Annotated in this window: 12 protein-coding genes and 1 pseudogene; 2 read left to right on the forward strand and 11 right to left on the reverse strand. The window is 67.2% G+C overall.

Going from position 1 to position 18,351, the window contains the following annotated elements; translation table 11 throughout:
• From P7D22_RS18790 to shc, 8 genes and pseudogenes are all read right to left on the reverse strand, one after another.
• Positions 1 to 311, reverse strand: a pseudogene (locus tag P7D22_RS18790) (hypothetical protein); the annotation flags it as partial.
• A gap of 59 nt (positions 312 to 370) precedes the next feature.
• Positions 371 to 1,666 carry an adenylosuccinate synthase gene (locus P7D22_RS18795; RefSeq protein WP_319935789.1) on the reverse strand — a complete coding sequence of 432 codons (1,296 nt, stop codon included), beginning with the start codon at positions 1,664 to 1,666 and terminating at the stop codon, positions 371 to 373.
• Between the two features lie 184 nt (positions 1,667 to 1,850).
• Entirely contained in the window at positions 1,851 to 2,504 is a 654-nt protein-coding gene (locus P7D22_RS18800) for a hypothetical protein (RefSeq protein ID WP_319935790.1), read from the reverse strand.
• Positions 2,505 to 2,651: 147 nt separating this feature from the next.
• Positions 2,652 to 4,232 carry a phosphoglycerate dehydrogenase gene (serA, locus tag P7D22_RS18805; protein WP_319935791.1) on the reverse strand — a complete coding sequence of 527 codons (1,581 nt, stop codon included), beginning with the start codon at positions 4,230 to 4,232 and terminating at the stop codon, positions 2,652 to 2,654.
• Between the two features lie 194 nt (positions 4,233 to 4,426).
• Complete coding sequence (locus P7D22_RS18810) at positions 4,427 to 5,599, reverse strand: phosphoserine transaminase (RefSeq protein ID WP_319935792.1); 1,173 nt, start codon at positions 5,597 to 5,599, stop codon at positions 4,427 to 4,429.
• Between the two features lie 103 nt (positions 5,600 to 5,702).
• Entirely contained in the window at positions 5,703 to 6,440 is a 738-nt protein-coding gene (locus P7D22_RS18815) for an outer membrane protein (RefSeq protein WP_319935793.1), read from the reverse strand.
• Between the two features lie 56 nt (positions 6,441 to 6,496).
• Entirely contained in the window at positions 6,497 to 7,207 is a 711-nt protein-coding gene (locus P7D22_RS18820; RefSeq protein ID WP_319935794.1) for a phosphorylase, read from the reverse strand.
• Positions 7,204 to 9,174, reverse strand: coding sequence for a squalene--hopene cyclase (gene shc, locus P7D22_RS18825; protein ID WP_319935795.1), 1,971 nt, complete (start codon positions 9,172 to 9,174; stop codon positions 7,204 to 7,206). Before shc ends, P7D22_RS18820 begins: the two co-directional genes overlap by 4 nt.
• Before the next feature lie 379 nt (positions 9,175 to 9,553).
• On the opposite strand from shc, the gene P7D22_RS18830 reads away from it, so the two are divergent.
• Both P7D22_RS18830 and glgA read left to right on the forward strand, forming a co-directional pair.
• Positions 9,554 to 10,813, forward strand: a complete 1,260-nt coding sequence (locus tag P7D22_RS18830) for an MFS transporter (protein ID WP_442916115.1) — start codon at positions 9,554 to 9,556, stop codon at positions 10,811 to 10,813.
• 215 nt (positions 10,814 to 11,028) lie between these two features.
• On the forward strand, positions 11,029 to 12,270 hold the full coding sequence (gene glgA, locus P7D22_RS18835) for a glycogen synthase (RefSeq protein ID WP_319935796.1): 1,242 nt from the start codon (positions 11,029 to 11,031) through the stop codon (positions 12,268 to 12,270).
• Positions 12,271 to 12,401: 131 nt separating this feature from the next.
• On the opposite strand, the gene queC is transcribed toward glgA, so the two are convergent.
• The 3 genes from queC to P7D22_RS18850 are packed head-to-tail and all read right to left on the reverse strand — an operon-like array spanning position 12,402 to position 17,602.
• Positions 12,402 to 13,109, reverse strand: coding sequence for a 7-cyano-7-deazaguanine synthase QueC (queC, locus tag P7D22_RS18840; RefSeq protein WP_319935797.1), 708 nt, complete (start codon positions 13,107 to 13,109; stop codon positions 12,402 to 12,404).
• A gap of 10 nt (positions 13,110 to 13,119) precedes the next feature.
• Positions 13,120 to 16,272, reverse strand: a complete 3,153-nt coding sequence (locus P7D22_RS18845) for a multidrug efflux RND transporter permease subunit (protein WP_319935798.1) — start codon at positions 16,270 to 16,272, stop codon at positions 13,120 to 13,122.
• Between the two features lie 4 nt (positions 16,273 to 16,276).
• Positions 16,277 to 17,602 (reverse strand): efflux RND transporter periplasmic adaptor subunit, encoded by a 1,326-nt coding sequence (locus P7D22_RS18850; protein WP_319935799.1) that lies wholly within the window; start codon positions 17,600 to 17,602, stop codon positions 16,277 to 16,279.
• Between the last annotated feature and the right edge of the window lie 749 nt (positions 17,603 to 18,351).

Raw genomic sequence — 18,351 nt, forward strand, 5'->3', positions numbered from 1 at the left:
TCGGGCGCGTCCGTCTGGCTGACGAACTCGCAGAGCGTCAGCGGACTGCCTGACAACGCGGCTTCCACCGCGGCCGACGCCAGATCCGACACGGATTGTTTCGGGGCGAGCTCCGCCTCGATCCTGTCGATCGCCTCGTCGAGGGCGCGGATCTCCTTGTCGATCGCGTCTTCGGGGATCGGGGGCTGCATGCCCCGAAGCTGGCCGACCAGCGCCTGCCTGGCGCGGTCATAGATCGCTTGGCGAGGGGCGGGTGCACCGTCGCGAAGACCTGCGACGGCGCGCGAGATCAGGGGGTAATACTCGGCCATAGGCTTCGTCAGAGCATTCCGGCCAAGTTCCGTCAATCCTTCCGCAGGGGCGCTGCGGCTCAGTCCTGAAACGGATTGTGCATGAGGATGGTGTCGTCGCGTTGCGGGCTCGTGGACAGCAGGGCCACGGGGCAGCCGATCAGCTCTTCCACGTAGCGGACGTATTTGATCGCCTGGGCCGGCAGGTCGGCCCAGGAGCGGGCGCCGCCCGTGGCACCCTCCCAGCCCTCGAAGCTTTGATAAACCGGCTCGACCCGGGCCTGAGCGGCCTGGCTGGCCGGCAGGTGGTCGATCAGGCGGCCATCGAGCCGGTAGCGGGTGCAGATCTTGATCTCGGGAAAGCCGTCCAGGATGTCGAGCTTGGTCAGCGCGATCCCGTTGATGCCCGAGGTCTTCACGGTCTGCCGCACCAGCACGGCATCGAACCAGCCGCAGCGGCGGCGGCGGCCGGTGTTGACGCCGTATTCATGGCCCTTGTCGCCGATCAGCTGGCCGATCTCGTCATGCAGTTCGGTCGGGAAAGGGCCGCCGCCGACGCGCGTCGTATAGGCTTTGGCGATGCCCAGCACATAGCCGATGGCGCCCGGGCCGAGGCCGGAGCCCGTGGCGGCCGCACCCGACACGGTGTTGGACGAGGTGACATAGGGATAGGTGCCATGGTCGACATCCAGCATGGCGCCCTGGGCACCCTCGAACAGGATGCGCTTGCCGGCCCGGCGTGCCTCGTCGAGGAGCAGGAAGGTGGCGTCCATAAAGGGCAGCACGTCCGGCGCGACGGCCACGAGCTCGTCGCGGATCGCCTCTACGGTGATGGTGGGCAGGCCGAGGCCGATGCGCAGCGGGTTGTGATGGGCCAGCAGCCGCTCGATCTTTCCGTCCAGCGTGTCGGGTTCGGCAAGGTCCATCAGCCGGATGGCGCGACGGCCGACCTTGTCCTCATAGGCCGGGCCGATGCCCCGCTTGGTGGTGCCGATGGTGACGCCGCCCACGATGGCGCTTTCCCGGTGGGCGTCGAGCTCCCGGTGCAGCGACAGGATCAGCGTGACGTTCTCGGCGATCTTCAGGTTGTCGGTCGTGATGGCGACGCCTTGGCCGCGCAGCTTGGCGATCTCGCCCACGAGATGGTGCGGGTCGAGCACCACGCCATTGCCGATGACCGACAGCTTGCCGGGCCTGACGATGCCGGAGGGCAGCAGCGCCAGCTTGTAGACGGCGTCGCCGATCACCAGGGTGTGGCCGGCATTGTGGCCACCCTGAAAGCGCACCACCACATCGGCTTCCGTCGACAACCAGTCGACGATCTTGCCCTTCCCCTCGTCGCCCCACTGGGCGCCGACAACCACGACGTTGGCCATACGTATTCCTTTGTCCCTTCGCCCCCTGGGGGCGGAGGAGAGCGCTTGCGAAACCGCCGCATCCTAGCGGGCTTGCCCTGGTTTGGCACCTGTCCTTCAAGGCCAGGCTGTCCGCGCCGCCGATTTGCCCGAACCAAAAACGCCCGCAGCTTGCGCTGGGGCGTTGCCCGTCATCGGGTTCGGATCAGGCCGTCGTGGTCGAACTGCTGGCGGTATAGGCCTGAAGGGCACTGACCAGCGTATCCATCTGCGACGACGTGGACGTCGTGGAGGACGCCGAAGCGGTTCCCGCCGCGGCGCCGCCATCCATCCGACCCATGCCGCCCGGCGGCGGCCCCTTCGGGGCTTGCGACGTGCCGGTGGTACCGGACGCATCGCTCGACGTCATGTCGGACAGGACGGCGCTGATCTTGCTTTCAAGCGTCGTCAGGCTGCTGTCGCCACTGGTCGAGGTGGTGGTGGAGGTGCCGCTCGACGCCGACTTGAGGGCGGTCAGCACCGAACTCAGGCCGCTTTCGAGGCTCGATTTGCCTTGGGCCGCGTCGCTGCCGGACGGCGGCGTGCCCCCGGGCGGGGCTCCCGGGGGAGGACCGCCGGCGCCGCCGGGGCCGGCCTGGCGCCCACTGGCCTCGGAGCCGCTCGTCAGTTGCGTCAGGAAGCCGGCCAGGGCGGCCGAACTCGAGGCGCTGGTGGTCGACGAACTGACGGTGCTGCTCGTGCTGGCCGTCCCAGACGACCCGGTGGAAGTGGTGGAGCTCGATCCTGCTTTGTCGAAGGTCTTCTGGAGAAGCTGGACGAGCGTATTCTGACTGGTGGAACTGGAAACGGCTAAGGACATCGGGAACCTCCGATGTGGGAATTAATCCCATGCCGTTGCGCCCGCCTTAACGGGGCTTAAGACGCCCCGCCATTTCAACCCAGGGTAAAGCGACCGTTACCACCAGCGACGGCGACGCGGGATGTGGCCCGCGCCGCGATGTCTGCCTCAGAAGCGCAGTTCCTTGGCGGCGCGGACGCCGGGGATGACCTGGATCTTGCCGAGCGCATCGCTCGGCACGGTGCCATCCACCTCGACGAGCGCGATGGCCGAGCCGCCTTCGCGGTCGCGGCCGAGCGCGAAGGTGGCGATGTTGATGCCGGCATCGCCCAGCACGGACGCGAAGCGACCGATGAAGCCCGGCTTGTCCTCGTTGGTCACATACACCATCGAGGGCGCGAATTCGGCGTCGACCTTGATGTCCTTGATCGACACGATGCGGGGCTTGCCGTCGCTGAACACCGTGCCGGTGATCGAGCGCTCCTGGGTGTCGGTCACGACCGTCAGCGTGATGAGCGAATCATAGTCGCTTTGCGCCGCCCGGGTGATCTCGTCCACCACGATGCCGCGCTCCTTGGCGATGGCCGGGGCCGACACGACGTTGATGCTCGACAAGGTCGGGCGCATCAGGCCCGTGAGGGCCGCGGCCGTCAGCGCCTTGGTCTTCAGCGTCGCGGCCTCGCCTTCGTAGACGATCTTCACCTGGGTGATGCGGTCTTCCGTCAATTGGCCCGCGAAGGCGCCGAGCTTCTCGGCGAGCGCGATCATCGGCTTCAGCTTGGGCGCTTCCTCGGCGGTGATCGAGGGGAAGTTGATGGCATTCGAGATGGCGCCGCGGATGAGGTAGTCCGACATCTGCTCGGCCACCTGGAGGGCGACGTTCTCTTGCGCCTCGTTGGTGGCGGCGCCGAGATGCGGCGTGCAGACCACCTTCGGATGGCCGAACAGCACGTTCTCCTTGGCGGGCTCGACCGCGAACACGTCGATGGCGGCACCCGCCACATGGTCGTTGTCGAGCAGGGCCCGCAAGGCGGGCTCGTCGATCAGGCCACCGCGGGCGCAATTGATGATGCGGACGCCCTTCTTGGTCTTGGCCAGGTTCTCGGCCGACAGCACGTTCTTGGTTTGCGGCGTCATCGGCACGTGCAGGGTGATAAAATCGGCGCGTGCCAACAGGTCGTCCAACTCCACCTTCTCGACCCCGAGGTCGATCGCCCGCTCGGGGCTCAGGAAGGGGTCATAGGCCACCACCCGCATGCGCAGGCCGATGGCCCGGTCGGCCACGATCGAGCCGATGTTGCCGCAGCCGATCAGGCCCAGCACCTTGCCGGTGATCTCGACGCCCATGAAGCGGTTCTTTTCCCACTTGCCCGCCTGGGTGGAGGCATCGGCGGCCGGCAGTTCGCGGGCCAGCGCGAACATCAGCGCGATGGCGTGTTCGGCCGTGGTGATCGAGTTGCCGAAGGGCGTGTTCATCACGATCACACCCTTGGCGGTGGCGGCCGGGATGTCGACGTTGTCGACCCCGATGCCGGCGCGGCCGACCACCTTCAGGCGGGTGGCGGATTCGAGCAGCTTCGGCGTGACCCTGGTGGCCGAGCGGATCGCCAGGCCGTCGTAATCGCCGATGATGGCGGCCAGTTGATCCTTGTCGAGGCCAGGCTTGACGTCGACCTCGACGCCGCGATCCTTGAAGATCGCGACGGCGGCGGGGGACAGGGAGTCGGAGATAAGGACGCGGGGTGCCATGGGCTTAAACCTTGTGGTGCTGCCACCTTCGACGCGCGCGGAAGGCGGAGGCCTCGCGGGGAGCGAGGTCGGAAGGGAACGATCAGCCGAACGCCGACCCGGCAGGAGGGTCGATGCGGCCGGCAACGGCATGGGATGGGCCTGATCGGGGGGATGCGGCCTGGTCGGCCGCCCTCCGCCCGGGGGGATGTGGCTTAGGCCGCGGCCTTGAGGGTCGTGGTCGCCTTGGCAAAGGCCCAGTCAAGCCAATGGGTCAGCGCCTCGACGTCCTTTGTTTCCACCGTGGCGCCGCACCAGATCCGCAGGCCGGGCGGGGCATCGCGGTAGGCGCCAATGTCGAGGGCGACGCCCTCCTTTTCGAGCGTTGCCGCCAGCGTCTTGGCAAAGGCGGCCTGTTGATCGGCCGGCAGCGCCGTCACGGTCGGGTCCACCACCTTGAGGCACACGGAGGTGTTCGAGCGGATCGCGGGGTTCTCGGCCAGATTGGCGATCCAGGGGGTGCGATCGGCCCAATCGTTGAGCGCCTTGGCATTGGCATCGGCGCGGGCGATGAGGCCCTGCAGGCCGCCGACCGACTTGGCCCAGGTCAAGGCGTCGAGATAGTCCTCGGTGCAGAGCAGCGACGGGGTGTTGATGGTTTCACCCGAGAAGATGCCCTCGATGAGCTTGTTCTTGGCGGTGAGCCGGAAGATTTTCGGCATCGGCCAGGTCGGCACGTAGCTTTCCAGCCGGGCGACCGCGCGCGGCGACAGGATCAGCATGCCGTGCGCCGCCTCGCCGCCCAGCACCTTCTGCCAGGAGAAGGTCACCACATCGAGCTTGCTGAAGTCGAGCGCCTGGGCGAAGGCAGCCGAGGTCGCGTCGCAGATCGTCAGGCCTTTTCGCGTCGCCGGGATGGCGTCGGCATTGGGAAGGCGCACGCCCGAGGTGGTGCCGTTCCAGGTGAACACCACGTCGTGATCGAAATCGACCTCGGCAAAATCGACGATCTCGCCATAGCCGGCCTTCAGCACGCGGGCGTCGGCGAGCTTCAGCTGCTTCACCGCATCCGTGACCCAGCCTTCGCCGAAGCTTTCCCAGGCCACCATGTCGACCGGGCGCTCGCCCAGCAGCGACCACATCGCCATCTCGACGGCGCCGGTGTCGGAAGCCGGCACGATGCCGATGCGGTAATCCGCCGGCACCTGGAGCACGTCACGGGTGAGGTCGATCGCCTGCTGCAGCTTGGCCTTGCCGGGCTTGGCCCGGTGGGAGCGACCCAGAACGGCGCCGTTCAGCGCCTCGAGGCTCCAGCCGGGGCGCTTGGCGCAGGGGCCGGAAGAAAAGCATGGGTTTGCCGGCTTGCTGCCGGGCATCGCATTCGTCATCGCTGACCATCCTTACAGATGGGCGCCTCTCGGTGGGGAGAGGTGTCCCGTCGCCGGATGTAAGGGAGGCGACGGGTTTTGACAAGCGGGCGTCGGCCTGCCGTCAGTAGATCATGTAACGAAGGCCGGCGCGGATCTGATGCGAGGTGAGGTCCGCCTTCGATCCGACGTTGAAGGACGACACGGCATAGTGCGGCACCGTATAGGAGCCGAGGTCGAGATAGCGGTAACCGACGTCGATCAGCAGGTTTTGCGACAGGTTGTAGGTCACGCCCGCCATCGCGGCCCAGGCGAGATCGTAGCGCGTCTTGCCGCTGATCTTGTAATAATCATAGCCGCCCGTCAGCGGCGCGCTGTGTTCATAGGACCCGTCGAGCCTGACCCCGGCGACACCGACGCCCGCGCCGATATAGGGCGTCAGCCCCGCCCAGGTGCCGAGGTCGAGGTAGGCGTTCGTCAGAACATCGAAGCGGCGGAGGTTCGACTTGGCCGACCACGTCTCGTTGACGCCATAGACGGTTTGAACCGTCTTCTCCGGGCCGAGATAATCGCCCGTCAGATCGGTGCGAAAGTAGCTGTTCAGCTTGTAGCCGACACCGCCGCCGACGCCGTAGTTCCAGTCCCGCTGGGTGGCCTTGTCGAGGCTGCCGAGGACGTTCGGCTTGCGATCGTCCGTGGCGGTCAGGTCGCCGCGCAGGTACCAGCCGGTCCCGAAGGTGAGGTTGGGCGCCGGCGCCACGTCCTCATCCTGCCCGTAAAAGCTGTCGAGGTCGGCCGCCTGGGCGGCGCCCCCCAGGCCCGCCAGGGCAACCAGCACGGTGATCAGCGTTTTCGTTTGCATCAAGCACCCACTCCGGGGGCGCAGGATCGTGAGACCATGCGCCCGCAAGCGGCACCTTAGGGTGCGAGGCTTGAGCCTGGCTTGATTGGCTCGGCGAAGCCCAGATCGGCGTCGAGAGCCGCGCGACACGCTTTCAGGGCCCGGAAGGCCGCCTGAGCATCGAGCCCGGTGCGGATCAGGCCGGGCAGTTCGGACGGGCGGCGGGCCAGGGCGCGCAGCACCGCCACAACATCCGTCCTGCCGTCGTGACGCATGCCCACCAGGGCCGCGCCCGGCAAACTCCGTTCGGCCGGGTCCGCCACCACCCGGAGAACCGCGAAAGGCACGCCGTGACGGGCCGCGACCCGGGCCGCGATGTGGGATTCCATGTCGACCGCCACGGCGCCGGTCTCGCGGTGCATCCTGGCCTTGCCGGCGGCATCCGCCACCGGGACATCGACGCCAAGGATCGGCCCGGCGATCGAGCGGGGCAGGGCGGCCCGCAGGGCGCTCCGCCAGCTCGCATCCGTATTCCAGTGATCGTCGCCCGATCGGACGGCGTCGGCCACCACGAGGGTGCCGGGCGACACCCCCGGGGCGAGGCCGCCCGCGATGCCGAAAGAGATCACCGCCCTGGCGCCCTGTTGCAGATGGGCTTCCAGCATCGCGGCGAGTCGCGCCGCGTCACCACCGCCCGCCAGTGCCGTCACCCCCGGTGCCGCTACGATGCGGGCCTCGGCCTGCAGCCCGGTGACGGCCAGGATCGACGGCAGGGCGCTTTGCGTCACATGCCGACCATGACGGTCTTGGTGTTGCCGGCCTTGAGGTTGCGGTAGCGGGCCGTGGCCCAGAGCGGGAAGAACTTCGAATAGCCATGGTAGCGCAGGTAGAACACCCGGGCGAAGCCCGTGCCGGTGAACTCTTCTTCCGGCCATTGGCCGTCGTCGCCTTGTTGCGCCATCAGATAATCGATGCCGCGCTTCACGGCCGGGTTGTCGATTTCACCGGCCGCCATCAGGCCGAGGGTGGCCCAGGCGGTCTGCGAAGCGGTGCTGGGCGCCGCGCGGTGCCCCTTGCGATCGGCCTCGTAGCTTTGGTCGCTTTCGCCCCAGCCCCCATCCGCATTCTGGATGGCCAGCAGCCAGGCGACCGCCCGCCGCATCGTCGTGCTGCCGTGGTCGAGCCCGGCCGCGTTGAGGGCGCACAACACCGACCAGGTGCCGTAAATGTAATTGACGCCCCAGCGCCCGAACCAGCTGCCGTCCTTTTCCTGGTCGGCAATCAGGTAATCGACGCCGCGGCGCACCGGCTCGCTCGTGTCCGGCCGTTCGCCCAGTTGCGCCAGCATGCCGACGCAGCGCGCCGTCACGTCGGCGGTCGGCGGGTCGAGCAGTGCACCATGGTCGGCGAACGGGATGGCGTTGAGGTAATGGTTGACGTTGTCGGCCTCGAAGGCGCCCCAGCCGCCGTTCTTGCTTTGCAGGCCCACCACCCATTCGCGGCCGCGCGCGATGGCCTCGTTGTATTTCTCGCCGCCCGGCTTTCCGGCCAGCCGGTCCATCGCCATCACCACCACGGCGGTGTCGTCGAGATCGGGGTAATGCGGGTTCTCGTATTGGAAGGCCCAGCCGCCGGGCCGCACGCCCGGACGGTTGTGGGCCCAGTCGCCCACCACGTCGAGCACCTGGCGCGGGATCAGCCAGTCGAGGCTGCGCTCGGCCGAAGCTTCGCCCTCGAACCCCGTCTCGATCAGCGCCTGGGCGGCCAACGCCGTGTCCCACACGGGCGACAGGCAGGGCTGGCAATAGGCCTCGTCCTCGCCCACCACCATCAGCTTCTCGATCGAGGCGCGAGCGAGTTTCACGGCCTCGCTGTCAAGCGGAAAGCCGAGCAGCTCGAACATCATCACGGAATTGGCCATGGCCGGGTAGATGGCGCCGAGCCCGTCCTCGCCGTTCAGCCGTTCCACCGTGAAGGCCACGGCCTTGTCGATGGCGCGCTTGCGGGCGCTCTTCGGGAACAGCGGCTCGACGCGCTGCAGAACGGCGTCGATGGCGCCGAAGACGCGACCCCAAAGCTTGGAATCCGGCTGCGCGGTCGGCCAATGCCGTTCCGCCTCGGGCGGCGTCACGAACAATTCGCGGATCGTCACGCCGCGCGGGTTGCGGGCGCGGGGCTTCAGGGCGGCCAGCACCATCATGGGCACCAGCGTGGTGCGGGCCCAATAGGAAATCTTGTTCAGATGGAACGGGAACCAGCCCGGCAGCAGCATGATCTCGACGGGCATCACCGGCACGGCACGCCACGGCACCTCGCCGAACAGCGCCAGCGTGTTGCGGGTGAAGACGTTGCTGGTGGCGGCGCCGCCGCGCTGCAGCACGGCCTCGCGGGCTCGCGCCATGTGGGGCGCGTCGATCGGGTCGCCGATCATCTTCAGGGCGAAATAGGCCTTCACGGTGGCCGACATGTTGAGCTCGCCGCCATGCACCAGCGCCCAGCCGCCATCCGGCCCCTGGATGCGGCGCAGGTAGACGCCGATCTTGCGCTCGATCTCCGGCTCGGGCTCGCCCAGGAAATGCTTCAGCAGGATGTATTCGGACGGGATCGTGGCATCGGCTTCGAGCTCGAAGGCGAAATGCCCGTCACGGCGCTGCTGCCCGCGAAGCGCCCGGGTGGCCCGGGTGATGGTGTCTTGGAGGTTTTGCGATTTCGACTCGGTGAATGAGGGGCGTTCGACAACGGCGGCGAATGACATCGTTCTGGTCGTCTCAACTCACACTTCGCGGAACCCCTCATCTCTCATCCCACAAACGGGTCACAAGACAAGCATCAACCCGGGTCCGCAGGCCGGAAGGCGGCGTGGCGTGTCCGAGAAGTGACACGTCGTCTCGGCTCGTCCGCAACGCTTGGAACCGCGTCACGGCCGCCCGCCACGGGGCTGCGCCGCCGCGACAGCCATGCGCAAGCCGATCTTGCGCATGCAAACGATCAGCGTAAACAGGGTTCCATCGCCCGTGGCCGATCCTGGCCCGCATCACGGGCGCCTTGTCGCGGGCTCGCCTCCCCGGTGCCCGCCCTGTGAGGCGCCGTGACGGGTGTGGCGCGTGGGCCCGACGGCCTGGAACAGGTGATCCATGGATGCGAGACTGGATGGCGCGGGAGCGCCTGTGAGTGCCGCAGCCGGCCGTAGCGGCGCCAAGGCTGCGGCGGGTGCCGGCACGGCTGCGCTGGTGCTTTACGGCACCAGCCTGACACATGGGCTGAACGACCTCATCCAGTCGCTGGTGCCGGCCATCTATCCGATCCTGAAGACGGAATTCGCGCTCGATTTCGGCCAGATCGGGCTTATCACCCTGGCGTTCCAGCTGACGGCCTCGCTGCTGCAGCCCTGGATCGGCCTTTACACCGACCGTCATCCGCGGCCGTTCTTGTTGCCGGTCGGCATGGGCATCAGCTTGTGCGGTCTGCTGCTGCTGTCGGTGGCGCCGAGCTACGCCATCCTGCTGGTGGCGGCCTCGCTGGTGGGCGTCGGATCGTCGATCTTTCATCCGGAATCGTCCCGCATCGCCCGTGCGGCTTCGGGCGGCCGGCATGGTTTCGCCCAAAGCCTGTTCCAGGTGGGCGGCTATTTCGGCACGGCGCTCGGGCCGCTGCTGGCGGCCTGGATCGTGGTGGCGCATGGACAGCGGTCCATCGCCTGGTTCTCGCCTGCCGCCGTGCTGGCCGCCATCATCCTGTTCAAGATCGCGCAATGGTATTCGGCCAACCTGAAGAAGCCGCAGGCCAAGGCAGCCATCGCGGTGACGCCACACCCGCGCCGCACGGTCTGGACCGTGATGACCATCCTGGTGCTGCTCGTCTTCTCCAAGCAGTTCTACCTGGCCAGCATGGGCAGCTACTTCACCTTCTACCTGATCGACAAGTTCCACCTCGGCGTCGCCGACGCGCAACTGCACCTGTTTCTGTTCCTGGCCTCGGTGGCGGTCGGCACGCTGGTGGGCGGCCCCATCGGTGACCGCATCGGCCGCAAATACGTGATCTGGGTGTCGATCCTCGGCGTGCTGCCCTTCACCCTGGCGCTGCCCTACGCCAACCTGTTCTGGACCAGCGTGTTGTCCGTGTTGATCGGCCTGATCCTGTCGTCGGCCTTCTCGGCCATCGTGGTTTATGCGCAGGATCTGATGCCCAACAGCGTCGGCATGATCGCCGGCCTGTTTTTCGGCCTTGCCTTCGGCACGGGCGGGCTCGGGGCGGCGGTGCTGGGCGAGGTTGCGGACCACACCAGCATCGGCTTCGTTTACAAGCTTTGCTCGTTCCTGCCGATGATCGGCCTGTTGACCTGGTTCATTCCCGCGACGCCGCACCAAGGGCGGCCCGTGGCGAAGACCGTCTAGGTCGATCCACGTCCCCGCAATCGAAAGCCGTCATTGCGAGCGAAGCGAAGCAACCCAGGACGGCAACGTCGGATGGGTTGCCGGGACGGTTCCGCCGCGTCGCCATGATGGGACTGCAGCGAGGTCCAGGCGTGAATGCGAGTGAGACCGCTATACGCCAGGCGATCGCTGCGTGTAGCTTAGGCATCCCCTGAGCCGTCGCGGAGATGCGGTCGATGCCAAGCCCGAAGCGAGTCGCCCTTCTGACCAAGGAATACCCGCCCTACGTCTATGGCGGGGCAGGGGTCCACGTCGAATATCTCGCAGCGGCCCTGGCCAAGTCGATCGACGTCGAAGTGCGCTGCTTCGGCGACCAGCACCAGCATGACGGCCGCCTGACCGTGCATGGCTACCCGCAATGGGACGAAACCAAGCGCAACACCGATCCGCGCTTCGTGGGGGCGCTTGACGCCTATGCGCGCTCGCTCGCGATGGCCAAGGACACGCTCGACGCCGAGCTCGTGCATTGCCACACCTGGTACACCGACATGGGCGGCGTTCTGGCCGGCAAGCTGTGGGGCATCCCGAACATCCTGACGATCCATTCGCTCGAGCCGCTGCGGCCCTGGAAGGTCGAGCAGCTCGGCAACGGCTACCATCTGTCGGCCTGGATGGAGCGCACCGCCATCGAGGCGGCGGACGGCATCGTGGCGGTGTCGCGTGAAACCAAGGCCGACGTGCTGCGCTTGTTCGACATCGACCCGGCCAAGGTGCACGTCATCCACAACGGCATCGACCTCGACCAGTACAAAGCCGTCGCCGGCACCGACGTGCTGACCCGACATGGCATCGATCCCAAAAGGCCGTTCCTGCTGTTCGTCGGCCGCATCACCCGGCAGAAGGGCATCATCCACCTGGTCAATGCCATTCCGCACATCGACCCGGACCTGCAGATCGTCTTGTGCGCCGGGGCGCCCGACACGCCCGAGATCGGGCGCGAGATGGCGGAGGGCGTCGCCAAGGCGGCGGCCGAGCGCCCGGGCGTGATCTGGATCAGCGAGATGCTGCCGCGCGCCGACGTGATCCAGCTCTACACCCATGCGGCAGTGTTCTGCTGTCCCTCGGTCTACGAGCCCTTCGGCATCATCAATCTCGAGGCCATGGCGTGCTCGACCGCCGTGGTGGCCACCAAAGTCGGCGGCATTCCGGAGGTGGTGGTGCCCGAGGAAACCGGCCTGCTGGTCGATCCCGGCCTGAAGCCCGGCACTTTTGACCCCGCCGACCCGGCCGGTTTCGCCGAAGCCCTGGCGGCGGCCGTCAACCGCGTCGCCCGCGACGCCGACCTGCGGGCCCGCTTCGGCGCTGCCGGCCGTAAGCGCGTGGAGGCGCATTTCAGCTGGGACGCCATCGCGGCGCAGACGCTCGAGATGTACGGCCAGGTGATCGACGGCTTTAAGGCGCAGGCCGGGCAGGGTTGAGCGGCGGTCCTCATTCCGGCCGCAGCGTAGCGGAGAGCCGGAACCGGGGCGCCTAATCGATCCAGGCCCGGGCTCCCGGTTCCGGGTTCGGCTGCGCCGCCCCGGAATGACGACGGGTGGTGGCCTGCCCCTCAGGCCGACGTCGGTTCGCCCTCGAACTTGCGCCACCCCTCCGCCCGGAGCTCGCAGGCCGGGCAGGTCCCGCAGCCGAAGCCCCAGTCGTGCCGGTGGTCGCGGTCGCCGAGGTAGCAGCTGTGGGTTTCGTCGCGGATGAGCTCGACCAGGGTGCGGCCGCCGAGCTGCTTCGACAAAGCCCAGGTTTCGGCCTTGTCGATCCACATCAGCGGCGTGTCGATCACGAAGCGTGATTCCATGCCGAGGTTCAGGGTCGCCTGCAGGGACTTCATCGTGTCGTCGCGGCAATCCGGATAACCGGAATAATCCGTTTCGCAGACGCCCGTGACGATCCGCTTGATGCCGCGGCGATAGGCGAGGGCGGCCGCAAAGGTGACGAACAGCAGGTTACGGCCCGGCACAAAGGTGTTGGGCAGGCCGCCGGCCTGCATGGCGATGGCCTGGGGGCGCGTCAGCGCGGTTTCGCTGACCTGGCCCAGCACCCGCAGATCGAGCAGATGATCAGGGCCGAGCTTCGCGGCCCAGGCCGGGAAGGCGCCCCGGATCGCGTCGAGGAAGCGCAGCCGGACGTCGAGCTCGACGCTGTGGCGCTGGCCGTAGTCGAACCCCACCGTTTCCACATGGGCGAAGCGCTCAAGCGCCCAGGCGAGGCATGTGGCGGAATCCTGTCCGCCGGAGAACAGGACGAGGGCTGCGTGATCCATGGGGCTGCGGCTACTCCGCCGCCTGCTGCACCGTCAAGTCGGTGTCGGTTTCGCCACCCAGCTTGTCGGCGTCGTCGTCCCGGCGGTTGAGGCCGAGCCATTCCGACACCTTGTCGAGGTAGATGTAGATCACCGGGGTGGTGAACAGCGTCAGCAACTGGCTGACTGCGAGGCCGCCCACCATGGCATAGCCGAGCGGCTGCCGGATCTCCGATCCCGTGCCGTGGCCGAGCATCAGCGGCACGCCGCCGAGCAGCGCCGCCATGGTGGTCATCAGGATGGGGCGGAAGCGCATCAGCGCCGCCTTGCGGATCGCCGCCTCGGCGGTGAGCTTTTCTTCGCGCTCGGCCACGATGGCGAAGTCGACCAGCATGATGCCGTTCTTCTTGACGATGCCGATCAGCAGGATGACGCCGATCAGCGCCACCAGCGAGAAGTCGAAGCCGAACGCCATCAGGATCGCCAGGGCGCCGGCGCCGGCCGACGGCAGGGTCGATAGGATGGTCAGCGGGTGGATGAAGCTTTCATACAGCACGCCGAGGATGATGTAGACCACCACCAGCGCCGCCAGGATCAGCAGCGGCACGGTGGCGAGCGACTTCTGGAACGCCTGGGCATTGCCCTGGAAGGTCGTCAGCACCGTCGATGGCACGCCGATCTCGCGCATCGCCCGGTCGATCGCGGCCGTCGCCTGGCCGAGCGCCGCGTTTTCCGCGAGGTTGAACGACAAGGTCACGGCCGGGAACTGGCCTTGATGACTGATCGACAGCGGCCGCACCGGCATGGTGGTCCATTGGGCCAAGGCCGACATCGGCACCATGCCGCCCGTGGTGGGCGCCCGCATGAAGATCTTGTCCAGGCTTTCGGTCTGCCCCTGCATCTCGGGCAGGATCTCCAGGATCACGTGGTAGCTGTTCAGCTGCGTGAAATATTGCGTGACCTGACGCTGCCCGAAGGCGTCGTAGAGCGTGTCGTCGATGAGCTGGGGCGTGATGCCATAGCGCATCGCCTGGTCGCGATCGATCCGCAGCGTCAGGGTCGTGCCCTCCGTCTGCTGGTCCGACGCGACGTCACGCAGTTCGGGCAGGCTCTTCAGCTTGGCCAGCACCTTGGGCGACCAGGTGTTAAGCTCCGGCAGGTCGGCATCCTGCAAGGTGTACTGGAACTGCGTCCGTGAGGCGCGGCCACCGACGTTGATGTCCTGCGAGGCCTGCAGGTAGAGGCGTGCGCCCTCCACCTTGTCGAGCTTCTGCCGCAGGCGGGCGATGATCTGCTGGGCCGAAGCCTGCCGCTCGTCGCGCGGCTTCAGGGTGATGAAGAAGCGACCGGTGTTGGCCGGGTTGCCGCCGAAGCCGAGCGCCATCGCAACCGTCGCAACATCCGGGTCGGCCTGGACGATCTTGCCGAGCTCCTCCTGGTGGCGCTTCATATCCACGAAGGAAATGTCCTGCGCGGCTTCGGAAACACCCGACAGCAGGCCGATATCCTGTTGCGGGAAGAAGCCCTTCGGGATGGCGTTGAACAGCACCACCGTCAGCGCCAGCGTGCCGAGGAACACCAGCAGCGTGATGAAGCGGAACCGCAGGCACACATCGAGCCCGCGCTCGTACAAGCGCAGCATGCCATCGAAAAAGCGCTCGCTGGCCTTGTAGAGGCGGCCATGCTGTTGCGCGTTGTGGGGCTTCAGGAAGCGGGACGCCATCATGGGGGTCAAGGTCAGCGACACAAAGGCCGACACCACGATGGTCATCGCCAGCGTCACCGAAAACTCGCGGAACAGTCGCCCGATGATGCCCGACATCATCAACAGCGGGATCAGCACGGCGATCAGCGACACGCTGATCGAGATGATGGTGAAGCCGATCTCCGAGGCGCCCTTGAAGGCGGCCCGACGTGGCGTTTCGCCTTCCTCGATGTGGCGGGCGATGTTTTCCAGCATCACGATGGCGTCGTCGACAACGAAGCCCACCGCGATGGTCAGGGCCATCAACGACAGATTGTCGAGGCTGTAGCCGCAGGCCCACATCAGGGCGCAGGTGCCGAGCAGCGCCAACGGCACCGTGATGGACGGGATCACGGTCGCCCAGACGCTGCGCAGGAACAGGAAGATCACCATGATGACGAGCGCGATGGTGAGCAACAGCGTGTATTGCACGTCGTCGACCGCCGCCCGGATCGTCATGGTGCGGTCGCTCAGCACGCCGACGTGGACGGCCGGCGGGATCGAGGCCTGCAGGCGCGGCAGCTCCGCCTTGATCTGATTGACGATGTCGATGACGTTGGCGCCGGGCTGCTTGAAGATCACCAGGAAGACGCCGCGCTTGCCATTGGCCCAGGCGGCGTTCTTGCTGTTTTCGGCTGCCGACACGGCCTGGCCGATGTCGCGGATGCGCACCGGGCCACCGTCCTTGTAGGCCACGATGACGTCGTTCCAGTCCTGGCTCGCGGTGAGCTGGTCGTTGGCATAGATGACGTAGCTGCGCCGTTCGCCGTCGATGTTGCCCTTCGGCGAGTCGACCGTGGTGACCCCGATGGCGCTGCGCACGTCCTCGAGGGCCAGCCCCTTGGCGACCAGCTTGGCGGGATCGAGTTGCACCCGGATCGAGGGCTTCTGCTCGCCGCCGATCGACACCTGGCTGACGCCCGAGATCTGGCTGAGCTGCTGGGCGATCTTGGTGTCGGCGTTGTCGTCGACTTCCGTCAGCGGCAGCGTGTCGGATGTCACCGACAAAAGCATGATGGGCGCGTCGGCGGGATTGACCTTGCGATAGGTCGGCGGGCTCGGCAGCGTCTTGGGCAACTGGCCGCCCGCCGCATTGATGGCCGACTGCACGTCGCCCGCGGCCGCGTCGATGTTGCGGTCGAGATCGAACTGGATCGTAACGGCGCTGGAACCCAGCGTCGAGATCGAGGTGAGCTGCGCCACCCCGGGCACCTGGGCGAATTGCCGTTCGAGTGGCTGGGCCACCGAAGAGGCCATGGTTTCGGGGCTGGCGCCGGGCAGCGACGCCGATACCTGGATGGTGGGGAAATCCACTTGCGGCAACGGTGCGACCGGCAGTTGCGGATAGGCCACGAGGCCGATGCACAACACCCCGACCATCAGCAGCGTGGTGCCGATGGGGTGCCGGATGAAAGGTCCCGAGACGCCGCCGCTGCTCATAGGGTCATTCCGCCGTGCTGGAGGAAGCGGCCGATGCCGTCTTGTCGGCGCCTGCCGCTTTGTCGGCCCCCGGGGCGCCGGGGTTCGTGACCGTCACGGGAGTGCCGCCTTGCAACCGGTACTGCCCCGCCACCACCACGGTGTCGCCGGCCTTGAGGCCGGCATCCACGACCGCGTCCTGCTGATTCATCAGCGTCACCTTGAGGGGACGCATCTCGGCCTTGCCGTCCGGCGTCACCGCATAGGCGTAGAAGCCGGCCTGACCCCGCAGAAGGGCGTTGGCCGACACCAGGGTCGCGTTCTCCCGGGTGCTCACCGTCATTCGGGTGGCGACCGACAAGCCCGGCCACAATTTCTTGTCGGCGTTGTCGAAGGTGGCCTTCAGGCGGATGGTGCCGCTTGCGGCGTCGACCTCGTTGTTGAAGACCTCGAGCTTGCCATCCGCATAGGTCTGCATCCCGTCCGTGGACAAGGCCGTCACCGGCAGCGCGCCGGCGCGCAGCCCGGCCGAGATGGCGGTCAGCTGGTCCTCCGGCTGAGTGAAGATCACCGAAATGGGCTTGATCTGGTTGATCTGCACGATGCCGGTGGTGGTGGCGGCATTGACGATGTTGCCCTGGTCGACCAACCGGAACCCGACCCGGCCCTTGATGGGCGCCCGGATGGTCGCATAGTCGAGCTGAGTCTGGGCGTTGTCGATGGCGGCCTGATCGGCGGCGATCTGGCCGGTCAACTGAGCCACCTGGGAGGTCTGGGTATCGAGTTGCTGGCGGGTGGCGTAGTCGCTCTTGGCCAGCGACGCATAACGGTCGAGGTCGCGCTTGGAATTCGACAGGGTGGCGTCGTCCTGTTGTTTCTTGGCCTGCGCCTGTTCGAGCGCGGCGCGGTAGGGCCGCGGATCGATCTCGACCAGCACATCGCCCTTTTCGACGAGGTCGCCTTCCTTGAAGTTGAGCTTGACGATCTGACCATCGACCCGGCTGCGGACCAGCACCGAATTATACGGCTCCACGGTGCCGAGCCCGGTCAGCACCACCGGAAAGCTGCCGGTCCGCACCTGGGCCACCGTCACCGGCACGGCACCGGACGGCTTTGCGGCTGCCGTCGTCGGGGCGGCGGGTGCCGTCGGCGCATCGCCGGCGAAGCGCATCACCGGACCGGCATGCTGCTGCAGCCAGGGTTCGATCGTGGCCACCCAGGGTCCGAGATGGGCGGCGCCCCAGGGCTCCACCCGCCGCCACTGGGCCACCACGACACCAAGCGCAACCAGCAGAATCAACACGCCGGGCCAGAACCAGGAGCGCCGCTTGGGGGACTGAGTTCCGCTCATTCTGGCTTTCCGGGCGTGGGACGCATGGTCCTGACGTAAAAACACGTCAATTCGGGGGCGGAATACCTGGCACTCCAGGATAACCCGAGCCTTAAGGGCGACCCGTCGGCGTCGCCGCGACGAGGCTGCTGACCGGCACCAGCGTCACGCCATCGGCGGCCAGGCGCGCCGTAAAGGCCGCCACGCGATCGACCGCATTCGGCAGACCCGTCGTGCTGCCGACCGCCGCGCCGCGGCTTTGGGCCACTTTCTCGAGCTTGCGCAGGGAGGCTTCGATGGCTTCGGGCTCGCCGAGCGCGTCGATCACCACATCGGCCTTGACCACCGGCACCCCGAGCGGCGGCCCGGCCGTGGTTGCGAGGTTGCGGGGGGCCGTCCCGTCGTCGAGGAAGAAGAGGCCCCGCGCTCCGACGTCCTTCAGCACGGGCGTGAAGGCGCCCGCGTCGGCAGTGAATTTGGCGCCGAGAAAGCTCGTCACGCCCGCATAGCCGACGAAGCGGCTCATCTGCCAAGCGAAATCGTCGAGGGTTTCCCGGGTGGTTCGGCCGGTCGCAAGCAGGTGCGGCATGGCGGCGGCGCCATCGGGCGGGTTGAAGCTTTCCATCGGCACCTGCAGCACCACCTCGTGGCCGGAGGCGCGGGCCTGCGCCACCTGGGCGTCGAGGTCGGTGCCGTAGGGTGCGAAGCCGAGCGTGACGGCCGGCGGCAGCGCCTGTCTCTTATACACATCTGACGCTGCCGACGACGGA

Origin of the sequence: Lichenihabitans sp. Uapishka_5 (genome assembly GCF_033947565.1) — a bacterium.
In the GTDB taxonomy this organism is placed as follows: domain Bacteria; phylum Pseudomonadota; class Alphaproteobacteria; order Rhizobiales; family Beijerinckiaceae; genus Lichenihabitans.